The organism is Ruegeria sp. F5 (assembly GCF_056533845.1).
In genome coordinates, this window is the sequence record NZ_JBQFOU010000013.1 from 26,736 (window position 1) to 52,109 (window position 25,374).

Annotated in this window: 22 protein-coding genes; 9 read left to right on the top strand and 13 right to left on the bottom strand. The window is 54.9% G+C overall.

The features are described 5' to 3' along the window. Window positions 1–84 precede the first annotated feature (84 nt). The 5 genes from ACR0K1_RS18055 (at window position 85) to betB (ending at window position 6,230) form a co-directional block, all read left to right on the top strand. Entirely contained in the window at window positions 85–546 is a 462-nt protein-coding gene (locus tag ACR0K1_RS18055; RefSeq protein WP_480615810.1) for an Lrp/AsnC family transcriptional regulator, read from the top strand. Between the two features lie 44 nt (window positions 547–590). Further along, window positions 591–1,166 (top strand): TetR/AcrR family transcriptional regulator, encoded by a 576-nt coding sequence (locus ACR0K1_RS18060; protein ID WP_480851413.1) that lies wholly within the window; start codon window positions 591–593, stop codon window positions 1,164–1,166. Window positions 1,167–1,416: 250 nt separating this feature from the next. Beyond that, window positions 1,417–3,039, top strand: coding sequence for a choline dehydrogenase (locus ACR0K1_RS18065; protein WP_480851414.1), 1,623 nt, complete (start codon window positions 1,417–1,419; stop codon window positions 3,037–3,039). A 14-nt stretch (window positions 3,040–3,053) separates the two neighbouring features. Beyond that, window positions 3,054–4,703, top strand: a complete 1,650-nt coding sequence (locus ACR0K1_RS18070; RefSeq protein ID WP_480851415.1) for an ABC transporter substrate-binding protein — start codon at window positions 3,054–3,056, stop codon at window positions 4,701–4,703. 63 nt (window positions 4,704–4,766) lie between these two features. Further along, window positions 4,767–6,230, top strand: coding sequence for a betaine-aldehyde dehydrogenase (betB, locus tag ACR0K1_RS18075; RefSeq protein ID WP_480851416.1), 1,464 nt, complete (start codon window positions 4,767–4,769; stop codon window positions 6,228–6,230). A 391-nt stretch (window positions 6,231–6,621) separates the two neighbouring features. On the opposite strand, the gene ACR0K1_RS18080 is transcribed toward betB, so the two are convergent. From ACR0K1_RS18080 to ACR0K1_RS18095, 4 genes are all read right to left on the bottom strand, one after another. Beyond that, entirely contained in the window at window positions 6,622–8,223 is a 1,602-nt protein-coding gene (locus tag ACR0K1_RS18080) for a BCCT family transporter (protein ID WP_480615819.1), read from the bottom strand. A 30-nt stretch (window positions 8,224–8,253) separates the two neighbouring features. Then, window positions 8,254–9,237: an extracellular solute-binding protein gene (locus ACR0K1_RS18085; RefSeq protein ID WP_480851417.1), complete on the bottom strand. Its 984-nt coding sequence runs from the start codon at window positions 9,235–9,237 to the stop codon at window positions 8,254–8,256. A 656-nt stretch (window positions 9,238–9,893) separates the two neighbouring features. Next, the gene (locus tag ACR0K1_RS18090; protein ID WP_480851418.1) at window positions 9,894–12,113 is read right to left on the bottom strand and encodes a tetratricopeptide repeat protein; all 2,220 of its coding nucleotides are present in this window, start codon (window positions 12,111–12,113) and stop codon (window positions 9,894–9,896) included. Between the two features lie 277 nt (window positions 12,114–12,390). Beyond that, complete coding sequence (locus ACR0K1_RS18095) at window positions 12,391–13,239, bottom strand: alpha/beta fold hydrolase (protein WP_480851419.1); 849 nt, start codon at window positions 13,237–13,239, stop codon at window positions 12,391–12,393. A gap of 93 nt (window positions 13,240–13,332) precedes the next feature. Between ACR0K1_RS18095 and ACR0K1_RS18100 the strand changes: the two genes are divergently transcribed. Further along, on the top strand, window positions 13,333–14,208 hold the full coding sequence (locus tag ACR0K1_RS18100; RefSeq protein ID WP_480851420.1) for a LysR family transcriptional regulator: 876 nt from the start codon (window positions 13,333–13,335) through the stop codon (window positions 14,206–14,208). A 142-nt stretch (window positions 14,209–14,350) separates the two neighbouring features. Here ACR0K1_RS18100 and ACR0K1_RS18105 read toward each other — a convergent pair whose 3' ends face one another. The 6 genes from ACR0K1_RS18105 to ACR0K1_RS18130 form a co-directional block, all read right to left on the bottom strand. Further along, entirely contained in the window at window positions 14,351–15,049 is a 699-nt protein-coding gene (locus ACR0K1_RS18105) for a sulfite exporter TauE/SafE family protein (protein WP_480851421.1), read from the bottom strand. A 136-nt stretch (window positions 15,050–15,185) separates the two neighbouring features. Beyond that, window positions 15,186–15,470 (bottom strand): transposase, encoded by a 285-nt coding sequence (locus ACR0K1_RS18110; RefSeq protein ID WP_480851422.1) that lies wholly within the window; start codon window positions 15,468–15,470, stop codon window positions 15,186–15,188. 425 nt (window positions 15,471–15,895) lie between these two features. Next, window positions 15,896–16,276, bottom strand: coding sequence for a GFA family protein (locus ACR0K1_RS18115; protein ID WP_480615835.1), 381 nt, complete (start codon window positions 16,274–16,276; stop codon window positions 15,896–15,898). Continuing rightward, window positions 16,269–16,838: a DUF2087 domain-containing protein gene (locus ACR0K1_RS18120; protein ID WP_480851423.1), complete on the bottom strand. Its 570-nt coding sequence runs from the start codon at window positions 16,836–16,838 to the stop codon at window positions 16,269–16,271. Before ACR0K1_RS18120 ends, ACR0K1_RS18115 begins: the two co-directional genes overlap by 8 nt. Window positions 16,839–17,067: 229 nt before the next feature. Beyond that, complete coding sequence (locus tag ACR0K1_RS18125; RefSeq protein ID WP_480851424.1) at window positions 17,068–17,484, bottom strand: VOC family protein; 417 nt, start codon at window positions 17,482–17,484, stop codon at window positions 17,068–17,070. A 78-nt stretch (window positions 17,485–17,562) separates the two neighbouring features. Next, window positions 17,563–18,813 (bottom strand): MFS transporter, encoded by a 1,251-nt coding sequence (locus ACR0K1_RS18130; protein WP_480851425.1) that lies wholly within the window; start codon window positions 18,811–18,813, stop codon window positions 17,563–17,565. Window positions 18,814–18,877: 64 nt separating this feature from the next. Between ACR0K1_RS18130 and ACR0K1_RS18135 the strand changes: the two genes are divergently transcribed. After that, window positions 18,878–19,720 carry an AraC family transcriptional regulator gene (locus ACR0K1_RS18135; protein WP_480615843.1) on the top strand — a complete coding sequence of 281 codons (843 nt, stop codon included), beginning with the start codon at window positions 18,878–18,880 and terminating at the stop codon, window positions 19,718–19,720. A 217-nt stretch (window positions 19,721–19,937) separates the two neighbouring features. On the opposite strand, the gene proC is transcribed toward ACR0K1_RS18135, so the two are convergent. From proC to ACR0K1_RS18150, 3 genes are all read right to left on the bottom strand, one after another. Continuing rightward, entirely contained in the window at window positions 19,938–20,801 is an 864-nt protein-coding gene (proC, locus tag ACR0K1_RS18140) for a pyrroline-5-carboxylate reductase (RefSeq protein WP_480851426.1), read from the bottom strand. A 4-nt stretch (window positions 20,802–20,805) separates the two neighbouring features. Next, window positions 20,806–21,747: a D-amino acid aminotransferase gene (locus tag ACR0K1_RS18145; RefSeq protein WP_480851427.1), complete on the bottom strand. Its 942-nt coding sequence runs from the start codon at window positions 21,745–21,747 to the stop codon at window positions 20,806–20,808. Window positions 21,748–21,816: 69 nt separating this feature from the next. Then, window positions 21,817–23,055 (bottom strand): TAXI family TRAP transporter solute-binding subunit, encoded by a 1,239-nt coding sequence (locus ACR0K1_RS18150; RefSeq protein WP_480851428.1) that lies wholly within the window; start codon window positions 23,053–23,055, stop codon window positions 21,817–21,819. A 72-nt stretch (window positions 23,056–23,127) separates the two neighbouring features. Here ACR0K1_RS18150 and ACR0K1_RS18155 point away from each other — a divergent pair, with 72 nt between their 5' ends. Both ACR0K1_RS18155 and ACR0K1_RS18160 read left to right on the top strand, forming a co-directional pair. After that, entirely contained in the window at window positions 23,128–23,808 is a 681-nt protein-coding gene (locus tag ACR0K1_RS18155; RefSeq protein ID WP_480615851.1) for a GntR family transcriptional regulator, read from the top strand. A gap of 211 nt (window positions 23,809–24,019) precedes the next feature. Then, window positions 24,020–25,366 carry a phophatidylserine decarboxylase associated domain-containing protein gene (locus tag ACR0K1_RS18160; RefSeq protein WP_480851429.1) on the top strand — a complete coding sequence of 449 codons (1,347 nt, stop codon included), beginning with the start codon at window positions 24,020–24,022 and terminating at the stop codon, window positions 25,364–25,366. Window positions 25,367–25,374: the final 8 nt, after the last annotated feature.

Genomic DNA, 25,374 nt, shown 5'->3' on the forward strand with positions numbered 1-25,374 from the left:
GAAGTATGGCAACGAGATCGCGCAAATGTAGCTAAACCTGCTATAATTCAATCAAATTTTTGGCAGAATCTGCTATAAAGAAACATGGATTCGACAGATTATAAAATCCTCCGCGAGCTTCAGATAAATGCGCGCGTAACGAATCAGGAATTAAGCGAGCGGGTCAACCTTTCGCCTACACCCTGCCTTCGACGGGTTAGAGAACTGGAAAAGTCGGGTGTTATTCAGGGTTATTCCGCCGTAATTGATCCCGAGGCCTACGGTCTCGCCGTGATGGCCTTTGTCCAGATCAGGTTGGAGCGTCAAAACGAAGCGACGATCACTACATTCGAGAGAGGCGTGGCTCGCTTGGATGAGGTCATTGCTTGTTACCTGATGTCCGGTGGGCACGATTACCTACTTCAAGTCATGTGTCAGTCCTTCAAGGATTACGAAGGGTTCGTCCGCGATAGGCTGACCCGGATAGAGGGGATCGGCAGCTTGGAGACACATTTCGTATTTGGACAAGTTAAACAGTCGCCAAATTTCCCGATGCCTCCAAGGTGAAGTCCCTATCGACCTGACAGTCCCTTTTGTTCTAGTCAAAAGACATGAAAGCAAAACCCGTCACCGAACAACGCCAACACTTGATTGAGGCCGTACTTACGTCAATCGAGACACGGGGGTTGTGCGATACGTCGGTGTCGACCGTGACGGAAATCGCCGGCGTTTCACGTGGGATGGTAACCTATTGGTTCGCCACTAAGAGCGCCTTGCTTGTCGCTGCTTACGAACACTTGCTTGAAGAATGGAACGATATCTTTTTCTCACAGGGTGGATGTACGCCCGAGGAACGGATCGTCAATATGACTGTATCGATGTTTGTCCCACCCAATTTCGATCACCGCAGCGTTCGCTCCTGGATCGCCTTTTCAGTGGCCTCTTTGCACGACGAAGAGCTTAGAGTGGTTTGTCATAAGGCCTATGCCACCTGGCGTAAGGCACTTCGGGATGAAATTCACAAACACAACCTCGAGACGGGACAAGATGTGGACCCTGCGACTTTCAGCGCCTCGCTAATGGCACTAGCAGACGGCCTTTGGCTTCGGTCGCAGGTGGAACCCGATCTGATGCCTCCCGAGCGCGCTCGCAACCTGGTGGTCGAGAGCATTCGTCGGATGCTGTGAGTCCGCAGACGATCTCCCCAAATAAATTAATGAAAACTTTACTTTTTTCCGGGTCATTCTCGAAATCATACGATCGTATGAAATTTATTGACTCGAATCATACGATCGTATGACAATCCCAAGTAAGCGAGGATTCTGTCCATTGGTCGATGCGGACCAAGCGTAGTTCGCACGCCAAATGAAGACCGGGTTCAGGAGGGTATGGGCATGTCGACTCAAAAAATTAATCTGATCAGCAAAAGCGTTTAGCGTGGCCGCCTACGATTATATCGTCGTCGGTGCCGGCTCCTCTGGCTGTGTAGTGGCCTCTCGACTTGCTGAAAATCGCGAAGCCAGTGTCCTGCTGATCGAAGCGGGCCCGCCGGCGCGGCATTGGTCAACGGCAATGCCATTGGCCTACTACGTCAACTATGCGGGGGGGCCTTTCAACTGGGCGCTTAGCTCCACACCGCAGTCAAAGCTCTGCGGACGCCGTGTGTATCACCCGCGAGGGCGCGGTGTTGGTGGCTCCTCACTGATAAATGGCATGGCGTTTTTGCGTGGTCATCCTGCCGACTACGACCGTTGGGCAACGGAAGGTGCTATCGGCTGGAGCCACGCCGAAGTGCTTCCCTATTTCAAGAAGCTTGAAACCCACAGTCGGGGAGAATCCGAATGGCGCGGTGGGTCGGGGCCAGTAGCAACTGGACCGCAGGATATGGGCATGGAGGTGAATAGCGCTTTCCTCGCTGCTGGTCAGGAAGCGGGATTTGGTCTTTCAGAAGATTTCAACGGTCCGAAACAGGAAGGTTTTGGCAGTTTCGACGCTTCTATTAGCCGGGGCAAAAGGGCAAGCACCGCCCATGCGTATTTGCGTGGGGGCAAACCGCACTCCAATCTCGAGGTGATGACCGGAGCATTGGTCCATAGAATTCTGTTCGATAATCACAGCGCTACTGGTGTCGAGGTTGAGCGCAAAGGACAAGTCGAAACTGTTTCCTGCAACGGTGAAATAATTTTGTCTGCGGGAGCCTTTGGGTCACCGGCGATACTTATGCGGTCTGGAATTGGACCGGCGGATCACCTGCGGGATCACGGGATCAATGTTATCTCCGATTTGCCTGGCGTCGGGCAAAACCTACAAGATCACCTTGAGCTGCATGTGCAATGGACTGGCTCACCGTCAAGGTCATTGAACCGATACGCCAATCCGATACGAAAGGTCGCCGCGGGCGCGCAGTGGATCGCCTTCAGGAATGGCATATGCGCGACTAATGCAGTCGAAGTGGGAGCTTTCACAAAGTCTGGTTCAAATGTTGCTCATCCGGATATCCAATACCATTTCTTCCCTTTCTTCCTAAACGGCATGAACATCTATTCAAGCGAAGGAGGTTTCTGCCTCTGTGTCGGTACATTGCGTGCCGGCAGCCGCGGTGAGGTGCGGCTGACCTCAAGCGATCCCCGCGCCGAACTTGCTCTCAATTTTCGTTATCTGACAGACTCCAGGGACCTCACCGAATTGCGCACTTGTCTTGAGCAAGCACGTGAGATCGGTGAGCAACCCAGCCTCGCTCCCTTCCGAAAAAAAGCCGCAGCCCCCTTTGCAGAAGCCAAAAACTCACAGGAAATCGATGAAGCGATCCTAGCCAACGTTGAAAGCGCCTACCACCCGTGCGGAACCTGTCGGATGGGAATGGATACCATGTCGGTCACCGACCCCGAGACCAGAGTCCACGGGCTAGAAGGGCTTCGTGTTGCAGACGCTTCAATCATTCCGTCAATCACAAGCGGTAACCTGAATGCTCCGTGCATCATGATCGGTGAAAAGGCCGCAGATCATATCAAGGGAGGCCCGATGTTGACACCGCAACCCCAGCCTTCCGCAACCCTATGAAAAGGGAGAGTCCGATGGCCCAACTAAAATCTAAACCCCATCCGGCAGCGAATATGTACGCCGAAGAGTACCGATCAGGTAAGCTGGATCGGCGGGAATTCCTTACACGAGTTACGGCGCTTGGGATATCAGCGACTGCTGCATATGGCTTGATCGGAGTGTCGCAACCGGTTTTGGCCGACGAGCCTCCGAAGCAAGGCGGTGTCTTGAGGCACCAGATGAGCGTTCAAGCGCTCAAGGATCCGCGGCTTTACGACTGGATCCAGATGTCCAACTTTTCCCGTGGAACGTTAGAATACCTTGTTGAATATCAGAATGACGGCAGCTTTCGGGGCATGCTTCTGGAAGGTTGGGAAGCGAACGACGACGCCACTGAGTACATGCTGAAAGTTCGCCCGGGCGTGACCTGGAACAATGGCGATGCGTTCACGGCAAATGATGTAGCGCGTAACTTTGAACGCTGGTGCGACAACACGGTCGAAGGCAATTCAATGGCCTCGCGATTTGGCGCTATGACTGATGAAGACACCGGAAAGATGCGCCCGGACGCTGTTGAAGTAATAGACGATTTGAATTTGAAGCTGAAACTATCACAACCAGACATAGCCATCATCGCCAGCACCACAATCTTTCCGGCACAGGTAGTTCATGAAAGCTTCTCTGACGACTACCTCAACAACGTCGGCACGGGGCCCTTTCTGATGGAAATGCTGGAGGTTGGCCAAAAGGCCGTCCTGAGCCGAAACTTAGATCACACCTGGTGGGGCACCGAAGTATATGGTGGACCGTACCTGGACAGGATTGAGTACATTGATTTTGGTCAGGATGCAGCTTCTTGGGTGGCCGCGATGGAAGCGGATGAGGTCGATGTGCTGGACGAAACGACCGGCGATTTCATTGACGTGCTGGATGGCATTGGTTTTGAACGGGCTGAAGTTGTGACAGCCAATACCCTTGTAATCCGCCCGCACCAACAATCCGAGATCGACGGCAAGGCACTCTATGCAGATCCGAATGTGCGTCGCGCTCTCGCCTTGGCGGTCGACAATTCGGTTCTACTGGAACTAGGGATCAGTGGACGCGGCTCGGTCGCGGAAAACCACCATGTTGGCCCGATGCACCCGGAATATGCTGAAATGCCAGCTGCCACTGTCGATAAGGCAAAGGCGCGAGAATTAATGGCTGCAGCTGGGCTAGAAGATTTTGAGCATGAACTGATCAGCCATGAGGAAGTCTGGCAGAAGGATACGTGTGATGCAGTTGCGGCGCAGTTGCGAGATGCTGGGATCAAAGTCAAGCGAACAGTCCTGCCAGGCAGTACCTATTGGAATGGTTGGAATTCCTTCCCATTTTCAGCAACCCAGTGGAACCATGAACCGCTTGGCGTTCAAGTGCTTGCCGCCGGTTATCGCGGCGGTGTCGCCTGGAATGAAACGGGGTACGCAAGCTCCGAGTTCGACGGCCTACTGGATAAGGCTATGTCGATTGCAGATGCTGACAAGCGACGTGAGGTGATGAAGGATATCCAAGTCTTGATGCAAGAGGATGGCGTAATCATACAGCCCTACTGGCGGGCGGTTTATAATCACTTCAAGCCAGGACTCAAGGGTGTGGGCCGGCACATCACCTGGGATCACCACCAGTATAAGTGGGGCTTCACCTAACAGATCGTGCGGTGATTACGTGGATGCCCAAGTTGGCCTTAGAACACCTCAAAAGGACTAAAGATGCTGAAACCAACGGGGCTTTCCTCATACGTACAAGGGGGATTTTTACCGGCAATTGGTAAGACATTCGCGTCAAGTAACCCTTGCACCGGTCGGACGATCGCCGAGGTCGGCGAGGCCACGCCTGCCTGTGTCGACCAAGCAGTGAAAGCCGCGCGTCAGGCGCAGGTTGGATGGGCTGCTGTGTCTGTCGCTGAGCGCGCCTCGATCCTTCATCGAGCTGCCGCACTTCTTCGCAACAAGCGCGCGGCGCTGGCCGAACTGGAAGTTGCCGAGACAGGTCGGCCGATATCTGAAATCGGTCCGATAGATATTGAAACTGCCGCGCAGGGTTTCGAATACTTCGCTGCCGCTGCCATGACGCTTGAGGGACGATCCCAGGATTTTCCCGACGGAATTGCACATTTTAGATACGAACCTCTTGGGGTTTGCGCTGCAATCGGCGCCTGGAACTATCCGTTACAAATTTCGGCATGGAAGGCTGCTCCCGCATTGGCGGCGGGTAACGCAGTTGTCCTTAAGCCATCTGAACTAACACCGCTTTCAAGTTTGGTCCTTGCGGAAATACTGACCGAAGCGGGATTGCCGGTAGGTGCGTTCAACGTCGTCTTGGGCGCAGGTGCAGTTGGCCAAGCTTTGGTAAGCCATCCGGATATTGATCACGTCGCGATGACGGGAAGTATCCCGACTGGACGGCGCATCTTGGAGGCCGCTAGTTCTGAAGTTAACGTCACTTCGCTGGAGCTTGGCGGCAAGTCTCCACTGATCGTTCTAGAGGATGCAGATATCGACCAGGCGGCTTTCATAGCTGCACAAGGAAATTTCCTTTCCAATGGCGAAATCTGCGGCAATACCACACGGGTTTTCGTGCCGCATTCACTGGAAGCGCAGTTTCTGAACCGTGTACGCAAAGCCGTTGCTGGGATCCGTGTCGGCGACCCCCTCGACCCAAAAACGCATATGGGCGCGCTGATTTCTCCAGATCACCGAGACAAGGTGCATTCATATGTCACCAATGCAAAAAAGGATGGGGCCGAGATCATTTGCGGTGGCCGGTTCGCCGATGTACCCGAGCTGCCACTCGGTAATTTTTACGAACCAACAGTCCTTGCAGGTTGTCATGATGAAATGCGTGCCGTCCGTGAAGATATCTTTGGCCCCGTCATGGCTGTCCTTACCTATGACACTCTCGACGAAGCCGTGGGGCGGGCCAATGATACGATCTACGGATTGTGCGCCGCTATTGTAAGCAAAGACATGGCGCGCGGGCATAAAGTTGCGCGTCGGTTGGATGCTGGAACCATCTGGATCAACACAGTGCTCGATCTGCCTGTCGGCTTTGGGTATGGAGGTTTCAAACAGTCGGGGCTTGGATACGAAAATGGATTGCAGACACTCGCCGAGCATATGCGCACGAAAGGCATTTACTCCAGCCTGAAACAATTGGCCAATCCGTTCGCTTGATTTAGATCGTCAATTTCGATCCATAGATCGAGGTTTGGCCATCAAACTTCGAAGATGTGTGAACGTAAACCGGTTACCCTACCTTCGCTGTAAAGAAGCTAAACTAGTTCTGAGCCTCTAGAAGCACCTTCGGCCCAAACCTGCCATTCATCGGGTCCGCCCACACCGCAATGCAACTTCACCGAACCAGACTTTCGCTGCGAGCGCGGCACTTACCAAAACCACTCACTGACGGCTTAGCGGCAAGCTATCGTGCGGCTGGAACCAAGGCCAAACGTGCACTGAAAATCAATTTGGACCAGTCAGATGAAGCTGCTCACAAAGACCTCGAATTATCAAAAAAAGAAGGGCGACCGCAGCCGCCATTCTTTTTTGCGCCTGGCTCCACTGGCTATCGGTTAAGGAATTCCAGGTCGTATTTGTCCTCGACATCGGGCAGCGGGTGTTCTTCGTGCAGCGACACGACGATGCCGTAGATCATGAAGAGAAGGATGATTGCGATTGGTAGACCCGCCACGATTGATGCCGTTTGCAGGGCGCTCAGGCCTCCAGCCAGCATCAGCACACCCGCAACAATCCCAGCAGTGAGGCCCCAAAAGACGCGAAACTTGACTGGTGGGTGCTCATCACCCATCGATAGCATCGTGCACATCACCAGCGTGCCAGAATCCGACGAGGTCACGAACCACGAGATCAGCAGGACCGTGATCAGGACCGTGATCGGGTAGGTCAACCAAGTATAACCAAAGCCTTTGACCGTCGCGAAGACGCCCGCGGCGTAGTCGTTGTTGACCGCCTCGACCACGCCAGCGTCATAGAAGAGATCAACGCCGGCAGCAGCACCACCAAAAACTCCCATCCACAGCATCACGACCGAAGTCGGGATCAACAGAACGCAATAGCAGAACTGCTTGATGGTGCGCCCTTTTGAGACGCGTGCGATGAAGAGACCCACAAACGGACACCATGCAATCCACCAGCCCCAGTAGAAGATCGTCCACCAGCTCTGCCACTGGTTATCGGGCTCCCCATTGATCCAGAATCCCATTGGGATAACCGTCCAAAGGTAGTCACCAAATCCAGATAGAGTGATCCCTAACAGGAACGCGGTTGGCCCGAGCACGATGAACAGGATCAAGAGGAAGACGCTGGCCATAACGTTGGTTTCTGACAGGATCCGCACGCCTTTGCCCACGCCAGATGCGGCCGAGGCCGTGCCCATGCAGGTGATGATGGCCACAAGGATCAACTGGTTGGTCTGGGTGTTGGCCATCCACCCGAGGTCTTCAAGCCCTGCCGCAATCGGCGTGACGCCAAGGCCAAGCGAGGTGGCCAGGCCAAAGATCGTGCCAAAGACGCCGATCAGATCGACCAGGTGACCCCAAGGGCCGTAAATCCTCTCCTTGAGTACCGGATAGAGCGCAGTGCGCAGAGTCAGCGGCAAACCGTGGCGATAGGCGAAATAGGCCAGGCTTAGACCCACAAGCACATAGAGCGCCCAGCCATGGAAGCCCCAGTGGAAGTTGGTGATCGTGACTGCCGAGATGGCTGCATCGACAGAACCGGGTTCAATCCCGCCGCGATCCAGGAACGGGCTACCCTGAACGTGAAACATCGGCTCTGCGACGCCCCAATAGATCAGGCCCGATCCCAGCCCCGCGCTGAACAGCATGCAGATCCAGGAAAAGGTCGAAAAATCAGGTTCGTCCTCGTCCTTGCCCAGTTTCACATGGCCGAACCGGCTGATCATTAGCCAGAGCACGAAGAAAAGGGCCGCGTTGACCACCAGCACGTAGAACCAGTCTAGGCTGCCTATGATAAAGTCCTTGCCGGATGCGAAGATGGCGCTCGAGGCCTCGACATCGCGGATGGTGAAGATCACGAACCCTAGGATCATTACCATCGAGGCGATGCCCATCAGCGGATTCATACCCTTGAACAGCCCGGAATTGGCGACAAGGTTTTCAGGTCTTTGTGTTGTTTGGTCAGTCATTTTTATACCTCGTTTCCCTGCTGCCTGCGCTTACCGTGTTGATCCGGCAGCGCCCTGGCGCGCGGACCCGGCCAGCCAGGACTGAAAGGCCTCTTCGAGCCTTGCGTGGTGGTTGGACCACCAATCGGCATCCGACATGATAAAGAGCTTGCCATCATAGGCTGGGCCATTGGGGATGCGCTCCAACACATCTTCGGACAACAGCGCAATGGACGATTTGCGGGTCGGTCCATTGGGCAGGTAACCCACCATGTCGGCGAGCGACTGCGAACTGCTGGCAAAGCGGATGAAATCGATCGCCGCCTCCTTATTCTGGCTGCCTTTCGGGATGCCGAAGAGATCCAGCTCGATCACCCGACCGTCCATGTTGACGGTGAAATCGGCCCCGTCTTCTTGTGACGCAGTCGCCCCTGTCGTGGCCCAGATCGATGACATAGTGACCTCCCCGCCATTGAGCATGCGCACCGGCTCACGGCCGGTCTCCCAGATCTGAAGGCCGGATTTGATGTCATCCATCTTAGCCAGGGCCCGTTCCACGCCGTCTTCGGATTCCAGCGTCGGATAGACCTCTTCGCGCGGCACACCATCGGCCATCAGGGCCCATTCCATGATTACGGTCGGGTCATTGCGAATGGCACGTGGGCCCGGAAATGTTTCTGTGTCGAAAAAGTCAACGATACTGGCGGGTGGGTTGTCGCCAAAAGCCGTGTTGCTAAAGGCATAAGCGGTGCCCCAGACGATGACGCCTACGCCGCAATCGTTCAGCGCGCCCTCGACGAAATCCTCGCGAAACGGTGTGCCATCAGCCCCATTCGGCAGTTCGATGTTTGACAAGTCTTCCAGCAAACCTTCATTGCAAGCCCTCAGCGAGTCTGCTTGCGTCAGATCAACCACATCCCAAATCACGTTGGCGCTTTCGACCTGATCGCGGATTTCCGATATTCCTCCATTGTAATGCGCAACATGCACCCGCGTGTTTTTCTCGGTCTCATATGGCCGTACAAAGCCCAGCATCTGACTTCGCATGTAGGGACCGGTCCACGAAGTAAAGGTGATCGGTTGGGCCGGTTGCGCAGCTGTTTGAACTTCATTAGTGGTCTCCTGCGCTCTGGAAACCCCCGCCGTTATGGACAGCACAAGCGCGGCGGGTGCCAAGTACCACCCAAATTTCTTAAGGGGTCTGCGGTCGTTCATTTCTGTCCTCCCAATTGGTTTTTCAAAGATTCTTAATCCGAACAGGTCAAGTTTCGGGTGCCGCTCCGATCTTGCACACTAAACGAAAACCCAAGTCGCACGGCCGTTCACTTGATCATCAGGACTACTGGTCGCTACCAAAGGACAAAAACGACCTTTCGAGGTAATACACCGACCAGTTTGTCGTTTCATGGGCCCTACATTTCGGTGAGAGATCCAAAAAAAGCAGTTGTCGCGAACTCTGCTCACTATTGTTCACCCCACGGCGGACAGCCTCGGCTCATTCCAGACCTCGGATGCAGCGCAGCATGGGTCCCTGCCCCGCATCGGCCCAGATCAGACCTTGGCCAGGGTCCTGGAATGCCGCGAGTGCAGCCCGCTTCGCGGACATTCGCGGCAAGCGCAAAGTAAGAACCTGGATGAAGTCACAGCAACTTTACTTTGCACAGGACCATGCAAAATATGCGTAGCGCCGCCTAGTCTACCCGGCGCCGGAATTCGGACTCGAATACACCGAAGGAATAGACATTCGCGACGTATTTGACTGCGTCCGTCGATTTTTCCCGATCGATGTAGACGTTGTTACACTCTTCGCGGTTGACATGGACCGCCTTCGTGCGGTGGCAGTACTGACCGTCCCGGATCGCCCAACGCGACGTGATTGGCTGGCCATCCATCCAGCCGAAAAACATAACGGTCACCCCCTTGGACGGGTGATCCTGCCGGTAGGGCGTACCGAAGGGGCCGGTGTCGACAATTTCTTCGTACTCATCCGAGAAGAGCGCGACCAATTCGTCATGCCCCAATCTGTCGGCTTCCCGCCCCTTCTCGAAATCGAATGGCGAGGCTGGCATTCCGACGGCCGCGAGCGCTTCAGCCCAAACCTCGTAAAGGGCCGGATCCGAGTACCGTCCAAAGTAACCCTTTTGCCAAAGGAGGTTGTTCCAGACCGTTTCCTTCAGAAACAGGTCCATGAACTGTTTCCCGATCTCGATATCCCCGTTCCGGGCATGTGCCGCCGCCGCAAAAATATACTGATCGATCCGGTCGCTTTCTTCGGGCGGGACGCGGTCCAGGAGCGCAAGCGCCAGGTCGACCTCGTCCAGAAGAAGGCGATGAAAGGCAAGCTCTCGCATTTCCGATGCATTGAGCCGGGGCGAAAGGTCTTCGTAAGCCGTGAATTCTGTGCGCGCTTCGTCATAGAGCCCGGCCGCAAGAAGAGCCTGGCCCAACACGTACCGCAACCGGGGTTCATCAGGTTGCAGGAAGACCGCACCCCGGGCCTCGGTCAGGGCAGCGTTCCATTGGCGTTTTTCGATTTTGATGCCGATCTGAAGCCCGAGCGCATCCGGATATGTATCATCTATGTCGAGGATTTGGCGAACCGTTTGTTCCGCTTCCTTGAGCGCATCGAGGGTATATCGGATGGTGTTGTAGCTGCGGCTCCAGATGATGAAGTTCACGGTGGCGTAACCTGCATGCGCGGCCAGAAAATCGGGATCCTGCTCGATCGCGCGCTCGTAGAGAGGTAGAGATTTTTCCAGTTCGAAAAAGTTCCCGCTGGCGAGGAACCTTTCGGCTTCGGCATAGGCGAGGAACGCGCTTACATCCTTCGTGCCCGGAGCCTGCAACACGGAGCGTTCACGTGCCGACACGGGGCCTACGAGTTCGGCGATGGCCCTTTGTTTGAGTCCGGCCAAAAGATCGAAGAATTCATCAGGTGCCCCGCCAGCGCTTTCGTCCCAGATTACCGCGCCGGCATCACCGAAATCCCTGAGCCTTACAGCCAGCTCAATCCGGTCGTCCAAGCGGGCCGCCATTCCGTCGAGCACGTAACGTGTACCGGCGTCCAAACCGATATCACCAGGTTCGGGTGCGATGCCCTTATATCCGATGGAAACGGAGTGCGGGACGGTTTCCAACCCCTCAACCCGCGACAGCGAAGCGATGAAATCCTCGGTCGCAGCGTCGGCAAGTTGCCGGTCCGCGGCCGTGGCAACAGCGAATGGAAGGATCAGCAGGCGGTCGCCCCTAGGCTCGGGCGGTGCCAGCCAATTCCAGGCGAGATATCCCGCAGCAAGAAGCACCAAGGCGAGCGCCACCGCCCCAAAGCGCAGGGTCGGCTTGGGCATGCGGCGGGCCGTGACAACGGTACCGGCATCTTCGGGGTTTGGAAGCACCGCAAAGGCTGTGATTGGATCCTGTATGTTCTTGACTTGTTGCGGGCCAAGATCCGCGAAGCCGAGATCGAGCTTACCGCGGACGTTCAGAAAGACCGGTTCGGATATGCAGATTCCTCCGGGGTCAGCGCAACCTTCCAGGCGGGACGCGATATTCACCCCGTCACCGAAGATGTCGTCGCCATCATGCACGATCTCGCCGAGATTGATACCGATCCGGTAAGCGATGCGGCGGTCTTCGGGAATGTCCACTTCGAGGTCGGGCATCTCGCGCTGCACAGCGACGGCCCATTCGACGGCGCTGACCACACTTGCGAACTCAAGCAGCGCACCGTCGCCCGTCGTCTTGACAATTCGCCCCCCGAAGCTCCGCACCGCGGGGTCAATCAGATCGGTACGGATCGCCTTTTGGCGCGCCAAGGTGCCAGCCTCGTCCAATTGAACGAGGCGGCTGTAGCCGACCATGTCGATCGCGACGATGGCCGCCAGCCGACGTTGAAGCATCTCCTGAACCAAACCGATCCCTCGCACCACATTTGCGAACAGTATAGGAAGTTCTCCGGAAGATGACGAGTTGGGTGCTTAAGGCTGGTGATCGAGGTCACCGGTGGCTACCCGTACGGTTCAGGGCGGCCCAAAGCCGACCATGAGCATGACAGCCGAATGCTGCGCCTGCAGTCCGCATTGCAGACCTTCGCTGCAAGAGCCGAATTCGGTGTAAGCCAAACGCAAGCTTGCGGACGAAGCTACCGTCCACCCTCATTTATGGTACGGCAGCAATATTTCTTTTGCGTCACGAATTCCGGCCGAGAAATTCGACTAGCAACGCAGAGATTTTTTGGGGCTGATCCTCCATCGAGAAGTGGCCGCAATTTTCCAGGACATGCAGCTCTGACCCGGGAATTGCTGCATGCAATCTGTTCGCCCAGTCAACGACCTGCCACGCATCATCTGCCCCCCAAATGAGTTGCACCGGTTTTTGCCCAAGCTCGGCATATCGCGGTGCAATCTCGTCAGTGTGCTTGGGATCATAGTGCATCACTTGATGCTGGAAGAAACTACTCTGTCCGACCGGCCCGCAGATGAAATCGAGGTAAGTCTCCATCGACGTTTCTGCCAAACGTTCCTTGTTCTGGACCGTCGAATAGAGCCAGTCTCGGAAGTGTTCGCGGTGGTCCGCGTCACTTGCCTTGATCAGCTTATCAAGCCCGACTTGCATCTGTTCACTTGTCCGCTTGGAGGGCCAGCTATCAAAGCTGACTACGTCGATCATAGTCAAGCTTCGCATCCGTTTAGGGCATCGAATACCAAATCTCTGAGCAACGCCGCCGCCGATGTCGTGCGCAACAATGTGGGCGTCTTCGAGCCCCCAAACCTCCAGCAGTCCCTCAAGGATCGGCACCTGACCTGTCACGGATGTGTCGACGCTTGGGTTTTGCGGGCGCTCAGACAACCCGTAACCGAGCAAGTCATACACGTGAACCTTGTAGCCGGATTCAACCAACGTCGGCAGGATATTACGCCAGATGTAGGAAGAGGAAGGCGTGCCGTGGAGAAGAACCACGGGGGCTCCGCGTCCATGCACGCCGTGCGTAATGCGTGTGCCGTTGATGAGAACATCTTGATCAACAAAGTGGGCCATGAGGGAAACTCCATTTTCTACTTTTCCCAGCCTTAGCCCTTTGCTAGTCAATACATCAAATGAATGATTGTCATAACATGATCGAATTTTCGAATGACTGAGCGGCTCGATATTGAAGGCCTGCGTGCTTTGGTTGCAATCTCTGCCCACGGTGGCGTTACACGCGCCGCTGAACATCTGGCGTTGTCGCAACCTGCGGTGAGCCATAAAATCAAGCGGCTTGAAACAGTGTTGGATTGTGAACTGTTGGCACGACGTGCCGGTGGGCCCTTATTCACGGAAGCTGGAACGCGTTTGTTAGAATATGCGCGGCGGATGATGGATTTACATGACGAAGCTCTGGCCGCGCTAGGCAAGAAACCTATGGTTGGCACCATTCGTTTGGGAATGACCGAAGACACGACTGGTGGAGACGTGGCCCGTATTCTCGGGCGGTTCACGCGTTTGCATCCCGACACCAAGGTAAACACAAGGATAGGCCAGAGCCTGACTTTGTTGGATTGGTTGTCAGCGGGCGATATCGATATCGCGGTCATTCAGGTTTTGAGAGATGAGGTTCGCCGCGACGACATCGTGCTCTACGAGGATCGGCTGCATTGGATCAAGTCACATGACCTGCCGCTAAAGCCGGACGCGCCTGTGCCGTTCCTCGCCTTCGATGAAAACTGTTTTTTCAAGCATTGGGCGCAATCACACGGCACCGTACTGGGGCACCAGTTCGACGCTGTGCTCGAATGCCCGAGCGTCTCTGGCATTCTTGCGGCAGCGCGCGCAGGGCTTGGCGTAGCACTGATGAACGGCCTGCATTTGTCTTCAGACCTAGAGGTTATGGAAGGTATCTTTCCCGAGCCTCCGGCGATTGCCTACGTCGCGCGCTCTATTCCCAAGAGCCGAAGTGACACTGCTCGCGCACTGCTTAAAGAAATCGCGGCGGAGGTTGGAAGACCTACTTCGTTGCGCGTTGCTTGATCGCAAAAGAAAAACTTTGCCTATGACGTGGCGCTACGCAGTTTGGGCTCAACGCGGGCTTTCATAGTAAGTTGACCTAACAACGGCTTTGCGGACTTCATCGGCTTCCCAAAATTCTCCTATTTGGCGAGAACCACCGGTCTCACGGGCCGACAGTGAAAGCTCGTACGACAAACAACACTCCTGACACTGCGATTAGGGCTTCTATAAGATAGTTGTGGATGCGCGCGCCCATCTTGTGGACCAAACGACTGGCCAGCCAAGTTCCTGGGATAGTAATCAAACCCATGAATAGGCCCAGAAGTATCAGGTTTTTGTCTAACAAACCAAATCCGTAGAATGTCCCCGGGCGCGTCACAGCGTTGAATAAACCGATGACGGCGTCCGTTCCCAACAGCAACGGTCCGCTGAGGCCGATACTGTTGAAAAACGCGATGACCAGCATGCCCGACCCGGCGGCAGTTCCGCTCATGAAACCGAAGGAAAAACCAAGGCTGAGAACAGTTTTTAACCCCGGCTCAAATGACGTTCTCTTTAGAAATCGCCGAGCAGGAAGAATAAGTATCAGGATCGCACCCATAAAGCCCAAAAAAACCTGTTCGGGCACTTCTTTCAGGAAACTAGCGCCCAGAAAAATACCGGGCAGCGAAGCCAGTGTGAACTGGATGGCTGGTTTCCAGGCGATCGTTTTGCGATAGACGACGACCCGAGAAAGGTTCGCGCAAATCGCATAAACGCTGATCAAGGGGATCACCGCTTTGGCCCCAACAACCGGCGTCAGGACGATGACGATGATAAATGAGCCGCCAAAACCGCCCAGACCACTAACCAGAGAGCCCATGAAAGCTGCTAGGCCGACCACCTTGCAGGTGCGACGCTCTGATGTGCCGAGCTTCTGGCGAGCATGAATGACGGCCTGACGAAGTTAGCTCGTCGTCGGACCCTCGGTTTTAGGTAGTTCAGACTTTCTTTGAGGATCAGCTTGTCCAGTTCCAGTTCGGCATTCGCCCATTGTCCTCGGACCAATGGCGGACAAAGGGCTCATTCTTCTTCAGCCGGGTATTTTCTTTCTCCAAGCTGCGCAACTCCGACAGTTGCGACTTGCCCATGCCACCGAACCGACGCCGCCAATTGTAGTAGGTCGCATCGCTGACACCGACACCACGACAGGCTGTCCGAACATCGTCGCCATCTGCCAGCTTCAGTTCAATCTCACGCAGCAGCTTCAGAATGTCTTCGTCCGAGTATCGCTTCCGAGCCATCCCTTGTTCCCCCTTCTCGGCCAAAGTAGTGGCCCAATTTTAGGGGGCAAAGACAGTGAGGGCAGTTTTTGTCGCAGGATGGAATGTCTCCGAGCCGCCGGCACCATTCAAGCCATGCAAAGACTTACTGGCCGAGGCCAAGAACGTTCGTAAGCATCACAACTTGACTCCGAATAACGCAATTGAGGCAACCGCATGGGCGATCCGTCGTTGTACAAAGCCAGCGATTTTGAGCGCGTATTGGCGAGGTTACCGAAAGCTGCTCAGGAGTTTTTGGAAAGTCGACGTAGACGATCCCAATGAACTCAATCAGCGGATCATTTGACTACGGTCCTTGTTTCTCCAGGAGCCCGATCGGAGCTGGCGGAAGGCGGCTTGACGACCAAACCAATCATCCGACTTATCCACCTATGCCGCAGCCCGCGCTAGTGTTCGTTCTGTGGAAGACCATCTTCGATTTCGTAATAGTCGCCTTTTTCTGACACGAAGATATGCATCGCTAGCGAGGTGTTCGTTGGGCCATCAAGTGCACCCATGGCAACAGCCGTCCAGTCATGGTGGATCGGATCCCAGAACAATGTCGACCCACAAATTCTGCAAAAGCCACGCCGGACCTTTTCGGATGAATGGTACCATTGCACAGCGGCTTTTCCTTCTACCCGAAGTGCCGTCCGGGTAATATCTATGGAAGCTTCGTAGTGACCAGAATGCTTGCGACATTGCTGGCAGTGGCAAGCCGTGGGGCGCGGCAGGTCACCGTTCACTTCGATCCGCACGGCGCCGCAGAGGCACGAGCCCTTATGCATGGCGCACCTCTTTCGCACTTTGCGAATTTGCCCAGCACCGCAGACCCAGAGCTTTGATCAGCGCTTTGGCCTCCGCTGGCGGTTCCTGTTCGATGCGCCGGTAATCTGTTCCGTCGTTGCGGCGAGTAAGAAGCCCGCAGGAAACCATTGTTCGGCGCAGGGTTGCCGGGTCTTCAAAGAGGTGGTGCAGGGTCAGGCGCTCGTTCACCTCACGCTCTGGCATAGGCTGTGCCGCAGGCAGTCTCGCCCAAAGCGCCCAGAGAGCAAGCGTCTGCACATTGCGTTTGGACGGCCACTGAATGAGGCGACCAACAACATCGAATTGATTTAGGGCGCGCTCTACAGCCCGCGCATCCAAAGGCCGCTCGCCAACTGAGCGCCCAAGCCTTTGCCCGGCTGCATGAACCGTACGCATATGTTGTAGGTTTTGAAAGCCTGCGGCACGCGCAGCCATGTTCATGAGCACGAGATGCGAAGGGCTTGCGTCGCCCAACTGTTTGGACAGAGAGCGCACAAAGCCAGTCAGGTCGTCCGAATATAGCGGCAATTGAAGTTTAGGCATGGGTCATCCAAATCGAGCGCCAGTGCTGGATCGTCGGTCGCTGGCTTGACGAAACGGCGCTCTCATCTGAGTGAATGGGTGCTATGCCGTTAGATCTTTATGGCAGGTTTAGCTCTCCGAAAGGAGCAGCGACGCCTCGGTGTCTGCCGACCGTGATTGAGGCATAACAATATTTGCGACCTTAGCCAAGGCGGCATTCTGACGTTTATCACCTTCATAACTGTCGCTGTCATCCATCCCGTCCCGGTTCGTTCTGATCGCTCGAGAATATTGCGATCTTGTTGCCGTGAGGGTCGCGCAAGTATGCAACGAAGAAGTTTGGCCCATAAAGCTCTCGGAAGCCCGGTGCACCCTCGTCCGATCCGCCAGCCTCAACAGCGGCGGAATGAAGGTCGCGAACCTGTTGTTGATTGCGTGCCTCAAACGCAATCATTGTCCCGTTTCCAGCCGAAGCCTGCGACCCATCGAATGGGGATTTGACATAGAACTCAGGTAGGTTTGGTGTTTGTCCTGGTTTCGCAGGTAGCGCATAGCTCAGATCACCATGATAGTACTCCAGCCGATATCCCAGATCTGGCAGGAAGGCCGAATAAAAGCGTTCCGCAAGCCTTATGTCGTCTGCGCCAACGGTAATGTATGCGATCATTGTTTGGGTTCCTTAACAGGGCATCAGTGTTTCTAACCGAATTTTGTCACACCGTCCTCTGTGCCTGCCAATTTTTGCCTAGAGTAACCAGTATCGCCGGGCATGTTCAGCTTTGGATTCTTCGATTGTCATGCGCTTTTCCCACGTTCGGGTCACCGAAGCGGGATGGTGGGACCGCTCCGACTCACGCCAGCTTCTGACGCAAAGCAAAGTTGCGCCACCTGCAAGGGCGGCGCTGAAGCCAAACATGGTACCCCATGAAAAACCTGCCGCCACTCCAGCCAGCACCGCTCCAAACGCACCTACGCCATCCAATATCGCGAACGCGAAACCCAGCGTGGTGCTTTCACTGCGATCCGAATGATCAACAGCCGCTGCAAGCATCACTGGCCGAACTGCATCCAACGACGCGACCCCAAGCGTCATCATGGCGATCATGATCCAGAACGGAGGTTCGAACATCAGTGTGCCAATCGCCAGGGCTGCAAGCCCATTTCCGATTGCAAGTATCGGCAAGCGGCCGAACCTGTCGGAAATTGATCCAACCCACGGCTGAGCCAGCGCACCGGCTAAGAGAATGGTCGCAAAGGCGATCCCGATGGGTCCCGGTGCGAATCTGTGAGCTGTCACCAGATAGAGCGGTATCATGCTCAACAATCCGATCAGTACCATGTTGTAGAGCGAAGCTGTCGTGACGATGCGCAATCCGTTTCGGCTCCGCCAAGCCCGCATCAGCTCCAACATGTCTTGTCGGTTCACGCGCGGACTTTCGGCAGTAGGAATTGCCTGAACCACCCTTAGGAAGCAAAAACCGACAAAGACCGTCGGCAGCACCGAAACAACCAGAGCCCCACGCCAATCCACGAACGAAAGAAGCAATCCGGCCGATATTGGCGCCAAAACTTCGGCGAACGAGCCGCCAACCGCATGTATGCCCAAGGCACTGGCGCGATTGCGCCTGTTGGCGTTCGTTAGCACACCAGTTGCAATCGGATGCCAAGCGGCGTTTCCCATTCCCGCAATCGCCAAAAGCAAGGCCAGGCTCCAATACCCCGAAGCCAGTGCCGCAAGCCCATAGCCAAAGGCAACCCAGAAGAAGGTGGTGACAAGAAGGCGTCCTCGGTCAGAGACACGATCCGCAATCAGACCTGCAGGCACATAGGCCAGTGCACCGCCAACGGTGAACAGTGAAAAAAGCAATCCGACCTCAGCCGGCGAAAGGTTCATTGTTAGGCCAGCAGCGGGCACAATCAGCCACAGGGTCGCAATTGGCCAGTCGTTCGCGAAGTGGCCCACGGCGAACCATGCCATCAAGGTTCGTTTGGTCACATTAGGTTTCCGTCCAGAGCGTCACATCGGACCCAATGCCCGATGGCTTGGCGTTGTCTAGCCAATGGTGATATGTCTGTCTGTCGAAAGAGAGGCAATTATCATCGAGGATTCGTCATTGTCGGATGCCCTATCAAGACGGTCAGTTCGACCCAGATATTTGGGGGAGACAATCAAGCCAGCGTCAGGCGAAAGCTACGACTGGCATTGTCACGATTTCGGTCAACTCATCTCTGCGGCTTCGGGCTCGATGTACGTGGGCACACCCGACCGAGTTCTGCTCCTGAGCCCGGCCATGGCGATTTGGATTCCCCCCGACCAACAGCACTGGATGCGCTACGGGTCGAACAACGTCATGCATTACGTCGATGTCAATCGCGACGAGGCCAAGCAACTTGGGCCCAACTGCCGAGTTGTGGCCATGACGCCGCTTTTGGATGCATTGTTTGTTGCCGCAATGCCCGAGGTCACAAATACGCGCACCTACGATCACAACACTGCCCTGCACACCCTTCTAAGGCACGAGCTGCTCGCAGCGAAGGACGTACCGCTCAGTCTGGTTTTGCCGAAAGACGCGCGACTTCAGCGGCCTGCTCAAGCTGCCCTTGACGACCCTGGCAACGTTCGTTCGGTGGAAGCATGGTTGTCAGATGTGCCTGCCAGTCGAAAGACCATTGAACGCCTTTTTGTTGCAGAAACGGGCATGCCGCCGTCAAAATGGTTGCGGCACGTGCGGGTTCTTCATGCCGTCTCGCTGCTTGCATCGGGTGCCAGCGCAACCTCGGTAGCGTTCGACATGGGATACGAGTCGACAAGCGCGTTCAGCTATATGTTCCGACAAACGCTTGGCGTAAGTCCAAGAGCGGTTCAAAAAGACAGATTTCTCGTGCCAAATACGGTCAGGTGATTGCGGCCCTTTGCAGACATCAATGATTGTTTGCACCGCCGCATCGCAGCGTTCCTCAAGCAGACGTTGGATTTGCTTGGTATCATTGTTTTAGGCTCAAGAAACCGGCCATTTGTTATACGTACAATTCATCTCACGCCTTAGACTGAATACAGGACGTCACGGAAGTGGACTACTATTGAAGCACAGCAACGAGTTAATCAGGGCGCTTTGGACATCACGTCCCGTCTTTGCCTTGAGACAGCTCGATACTGCGACTATGAGCAGCCTGCGCAGTCCTTAGAAGGAGCGGGAACACCCCTTTATCAAGGGACATTAACTCATGCAGGCCGGCTTCAGTTGTTCCATTTGGCGACGTAACCTGATTTCGAAGTTCGGCAGGTGAGTTTGTGCTGAGCCGCATCAAATCCCCGCTCCCAGAAACCATTGCAGATGCCAGTTTGGCCGAAACTTCTTGAGCCAAACCCAATTCTCTCCCGGCTTCTGCCAATGCCTCTGTCATCGCGAACACATAGGCCGGGCCGCTTCCAGAAATCGCGGTTACAGCGTGAAGCATGGCCTCATCATCGAGGACCACGGTCTCTCCAACTGCCTGCATCAGTTGTATTGCGAGATCCATATGACTGACGGTAGTGCAGGCATTGCCGACAAGGGCGGTAATGCTAGAACCAACAGCTGCTGGTGTGTTTGGCATTGTGCGTACAATTGGCGTCTGCGGACCCAGCAACTCTTCATATGTCGAAATCAAAGTGCCAGCGGCAACCGATACGAAAAGAGTTTGCCCGGACCCAAATGAGTTCAGGTCCGACAAAGCAGAAGTCATGACCTGAGGCTTCGTCGCAACTACCGCAACAGCAGGCGGCTCATCTGGTTGTTGGTTCAAGCGCAGACCACGTCCCGCAAGGCCCTCCAGCCAGTCTGATGGACGCGGGTCCAGGACGATGATCTGTTCGGGCTCCAACCCGGCATTGAGCCATCCGTTTAATAGAGCGGATCCCATCTCGCCGCACCCCAAAAGCAACAAGCCACGATCACCGACCTCTAACCGGCACTGACCTTCTGGGCGCACGACTTGTTCCATACAATCAGCTCGCAACCTTAAGGGTGCTTCGTTGCACAAGTTCTTTGTAGAGCTCGCGTAATCGGCGGGTCATCGGACCAGCGCCTTCATGCTCCCCGATCTGTTTTCCATCTATGGACGCAACGGGGGTTTGCGCTCCGAAAGTCCCGGTCAGAAAGGCCTCGTCAGCTCCGTAGGCTTCATAAAGCGAATAGTTCTTCTCTAATACCGGGATGTCGTTTGCCCGGCACAGGTCTATGACCTTCTGGCGGGTCACTCCGTTCATGCAGTAATCGCCTGTGGAGGTCCAAACCTCACCTCGGCGCACGATGAAGAAGTTGCACGCATTTGTGGTGTTCACAAACCCATGCGGGTCCAGCATCAGGGCTTCGTCAGCGCCAGCCTGTTCTGCCTGTAGGCACGCAATAACGCAGTTCAGCTTTGAATGACTGTTGTACTTGGCGTCCTGACTCATCGGCAGACCGCGTACCTGGGGCACTGTGGCCAGGCGAATACCCTGGCTCATCAGGCTGTCCACTGGCTTCGAGTGTTCCACAATCGCAACCACCGTGGGCCCAGAGCGAGACAGTCCCGGGTGCTGAAACGGCTTGTCCTTTGGCCCGCGGGTCACCATGAACCGGCAATGCACGTCAGTTGTCATTCCATTGGCTCTGGCCGTGTCATTCAGTGCCTGCAGGACTTCGTCTTTCGTCATGCCGACGTCAATAGAGACGGCTTTGCAGCTGTTGAAGAATCGATCCATGTGTTCGTCAAAGAACGCCCATGTGCCGTTGTAGAGTCGCAAGCCCTCCCACATTCCATCGCCCAGCATGAAACCGGAGTCGTAGACAGACACCATCGCTTCGCTGCGCGGGATGATCTTGCCGTTGAGAAAGATCTTGATGTCTCGATTGCGCGCGTCTTCCTGCGCGTCATGTGTGGAATGGCTTAGAGTTTGCTCGCTCATGTCATGACTCTTGCGTGGACGTTGCGTTGAAGAGGCGCAGAGGCGGCGACCGCCGCCTCTGTTGTGGGTTTAGTTGATCAATCCGGCTTCGCGGAAATAGCGCTCGGCGCCCGGATGCATCGGTGCCGACAAACCGTTTACCACCATTTCCTCTTTCTTGAGATTGGCAAAGGCCGGGTGGAATGATTTGAAGGCATCAAAGTTGTCAAAGACTGCCTTGACCATCACATAGACGGTTTCCTCAGGTACATCTGAAGACGTCACGAACGTAGACGGTAGACCGAAGGACGGCACATCTCCATCTACTCCGCGGTATAGGCCACCGGGGATGGTTACGTTCCCATAGTATGGCTTACTTTCGACCAGCGCCTGAACAGCATCACCTTCGACAGGAATGATGTTGATGTCGCAAGTTGTGGCGGCCTCCAGCACGTTGGCGACTGGATTGCCAGCAACCATCAGAAAGGCCTCGATGGTGTTGTCGCATAGCGCTGCTGATTGTTCTGCTGACTTAAGCTCGGTCACCAAACCAAAGTGATCCATCTCCCAGCCCATCGCGTCTACGAGGACTTCAGCTGTGCCACGCGTTCCGGAGCCAGGATTGCCCAAGTTGATGGTCCGTCCGCCAAGATCATCCAAAGACTCAATACCGGTGTCTTTGCGAGCGGCGATGATGACTGTGTCAGGATGCAGTGAGAACAGGCTGCGGAGTTCGCCGTCCGGGCCATCCTCTTCGAACAGGCTGGTCCCGTTCAGAGCGTGGAACTGCCAGTCGGACTGAACAATGCCCATTTCCAGTTCGCCCTCGCGCATGGTGCGCAGGTTATAGACCGATCCGCCGGTGCTCTCGACCGAACAGCGAATACCATGCTCTTTCCGGCCCTGATTAACAAGCCGGCAGATACCGCCACCGACCGCATAGTAAATGCCGGTGACACCACCGGTACCGATCGTCAGAAACTCTTCTGCTTTCGCCGGTGCACCTGCCAGCAGCGCGATCGTACTGAATGCTGCAAGCCCGGTATGAATTCTCCTTTTCAGGATGCCGTTCGACAACATGAATAACTCCCTTTTCACCTGTTGCGTCACCGCGGTTGCAAACCGGGTGATCATCTCTTGCCGATGGAGTGGGCAATCGCAGCCAAGGTTCGGAGCTTTTCGAATCCCCACCTGCCGAAACGGTACAACAAAATTCCCATATTGTCGACAATTTATACGATTGTCGACATTCTTGAAGTGGCCGGCTACCTTGAGAGCGGTCTGCAGCAGTCGACCATTGGACCGAATTGGAAGTTCAGCTGCGATCATTTTTCTGGCTATCTTGGCCTAACGACGTAATCTCGCCTTCCATCCATTGGAAATTCCATCAACAGGATCGAAATGACACAGCAAGCATCCTCATCGGAGAAATCCGGCGACACATTGAAAGACAGAACGCTGGAGCGACTCCAGAAACTGATCTTGACCGGGGATCTGGAGCCTGGCGCAAAACTGCTTGAAACTCAGGTTGCTGCTCAGCTGGATGTCAGCCGCGCCACACTGCGCGAAGCGATGGTTCAATTGAGCGAAATCGGCCTTCTTGTTTACATCCCGTTCCGCGGAACTTTCCTTCGTACACTGGATCCAATTGATCTTAATGAAATCTATTCGTTTCGAACGGGGCTTGAGAAGATGGCGTTTCAGTTCTGCTGGGACAAACGAGACCTGATTAGCCTCGCCGACCTGCAAATGCGCAACAACAGGTTATGCGATTGCATCTCGAATAATGATCCCTACGGCGCGATCATGGCGGAAATGCACCTCCACTCTTGGTGCTATGAACTTTCGGGACACACCCTTCTGCTGCAAAGCTGGGAACGCCTGAAACCCAACCTCCAGTTTTACTTTGCCATGCATCAGAAGGCGCATGGGCGTGGCGGGCCACTTCGGGAATCCCATGACAAATACATTGAACTCGCCAATGGTGAGAATTTAGATGACATGCTCGCTCACCTTGAAGATCACATGCGGCAAGGCTTGAAAAACACAATGAAGTTTCTGAATGAGCGAAACGTGTTGTGAAATGGTTCGAACTGACAATCAAAAACGAAATTGGCGGGGTTTGCAGCCAACGAGTTTATACAGATAAAGCGGCCCAAAAGGGACCTTCAGAGTGGTTTTGTGATGCTGTGGTCGCAACCCGCATAGCCGCCGATCGCTGCAATTGCACAATTTATGACTCGAAAAACGTCAGGACCGCTGAAACTGCAAATTTCAAGTTGTCTGCATCTAAATGGACACCGTGGCGTCTGGACACGTAATATCGTCAGGGTTGAGATCGACTAGGACGCAGCGGGAAAAGGTGCTTACGATGACTTTGAGAGAAACTTCTGTAAACGTTCATTACAAAGTCGGCAAATGGTTGCCTTCGGATCAAGATGTGCTGGACGCTTGGTCTGCGAAAATCGCAACCAAGGCCGAGCAAGACACCAGCCCGCTTTTGCCATCTGTACAACGGCTCAAGACCCTGATCGAGACGGATGCGAAGGCTTATATGTTCTTTTCGCAGATGTTTCAGGAGGTCCCTGAGAGCAAGCAATCCACACCTACAGGCAAGCCGCAGGTGCGCGACTATGAACACATGCTTCGGCTGTTTAACACGATCATGACGCACGCGCCCGAATTTAATGAAAGCGGTCTAGTCGGATTTCCGTTCAATGCGATCCTCGATTGGTCAATGGCCAATGTCGGCGGCTGGGCCGGGTTTCTGGATGACAAGATTGATGCGTGCCTGCGCGACATGCTGAATGAATGGGCAGTCTATTTGCAATCACCGGAAAGCAGATCGGTTTTGACTGATGATTCCAAAACCGGGTGGTTCGGGGCAGCTGCGCAAAAAGCGATGCCCACCTTCAAAGAGGATTTCATTTGCGACCCGTCGCTCCCTCACTTTGGATTCAAATCCTGGGACGATTTCTTTACGCGCCAGTTTCGCGACGGGATTCGACCCATTGCTGCGCCCAACGATTATGCGGTTGTCGTTAACGCCTGCGAGTCCGCGCCCTATCGTGTCGCCCGAGAGGTAAAGCTGCGCGATCAGTTCTGGATCAAAGCGCAACCTTACGCGTTGCAATTCATGCTGGATAACGATCCGCTGGTTGATCACTTCGACTCGGCCACAGTGTACCAGGCATTCCTGAGCGCGCTCAGCTATCATCGCTGGCATGCCCCGGTTTCGGGCCGGGTCGTCAAAACCCGTCGGATCGAAGGAACCTATTACTCGGAAATCATGCCGGAAGGACTGGACCCTGCTGGTCCAAATGCCTCGCAGGGTTATATTGCCGAGGTTGCCACGCGCGCGTTGATATTCATTGAGGCGGACAATCCTGATATCGGCCTCATGTGTTTTGTCGGCATCGGCATGGCCGAAGTTTCAACTTGTGACATCACCGTTTACGAAGGCCAGCACGTCACCAAAGGTGACGAGATCGGCATGTTCCATTTTGGCGGTTCAACGCATTGCCTGGTCTTTCAGTCAGACGTTGATATCGAGTTTGATCTGCACGGGCAGGAGCCGGGACTCGACAGCACAAACATCCTGGTCAACCAACGGATTGCGACGGTTGGACCGCGCAAATAATCCTGATC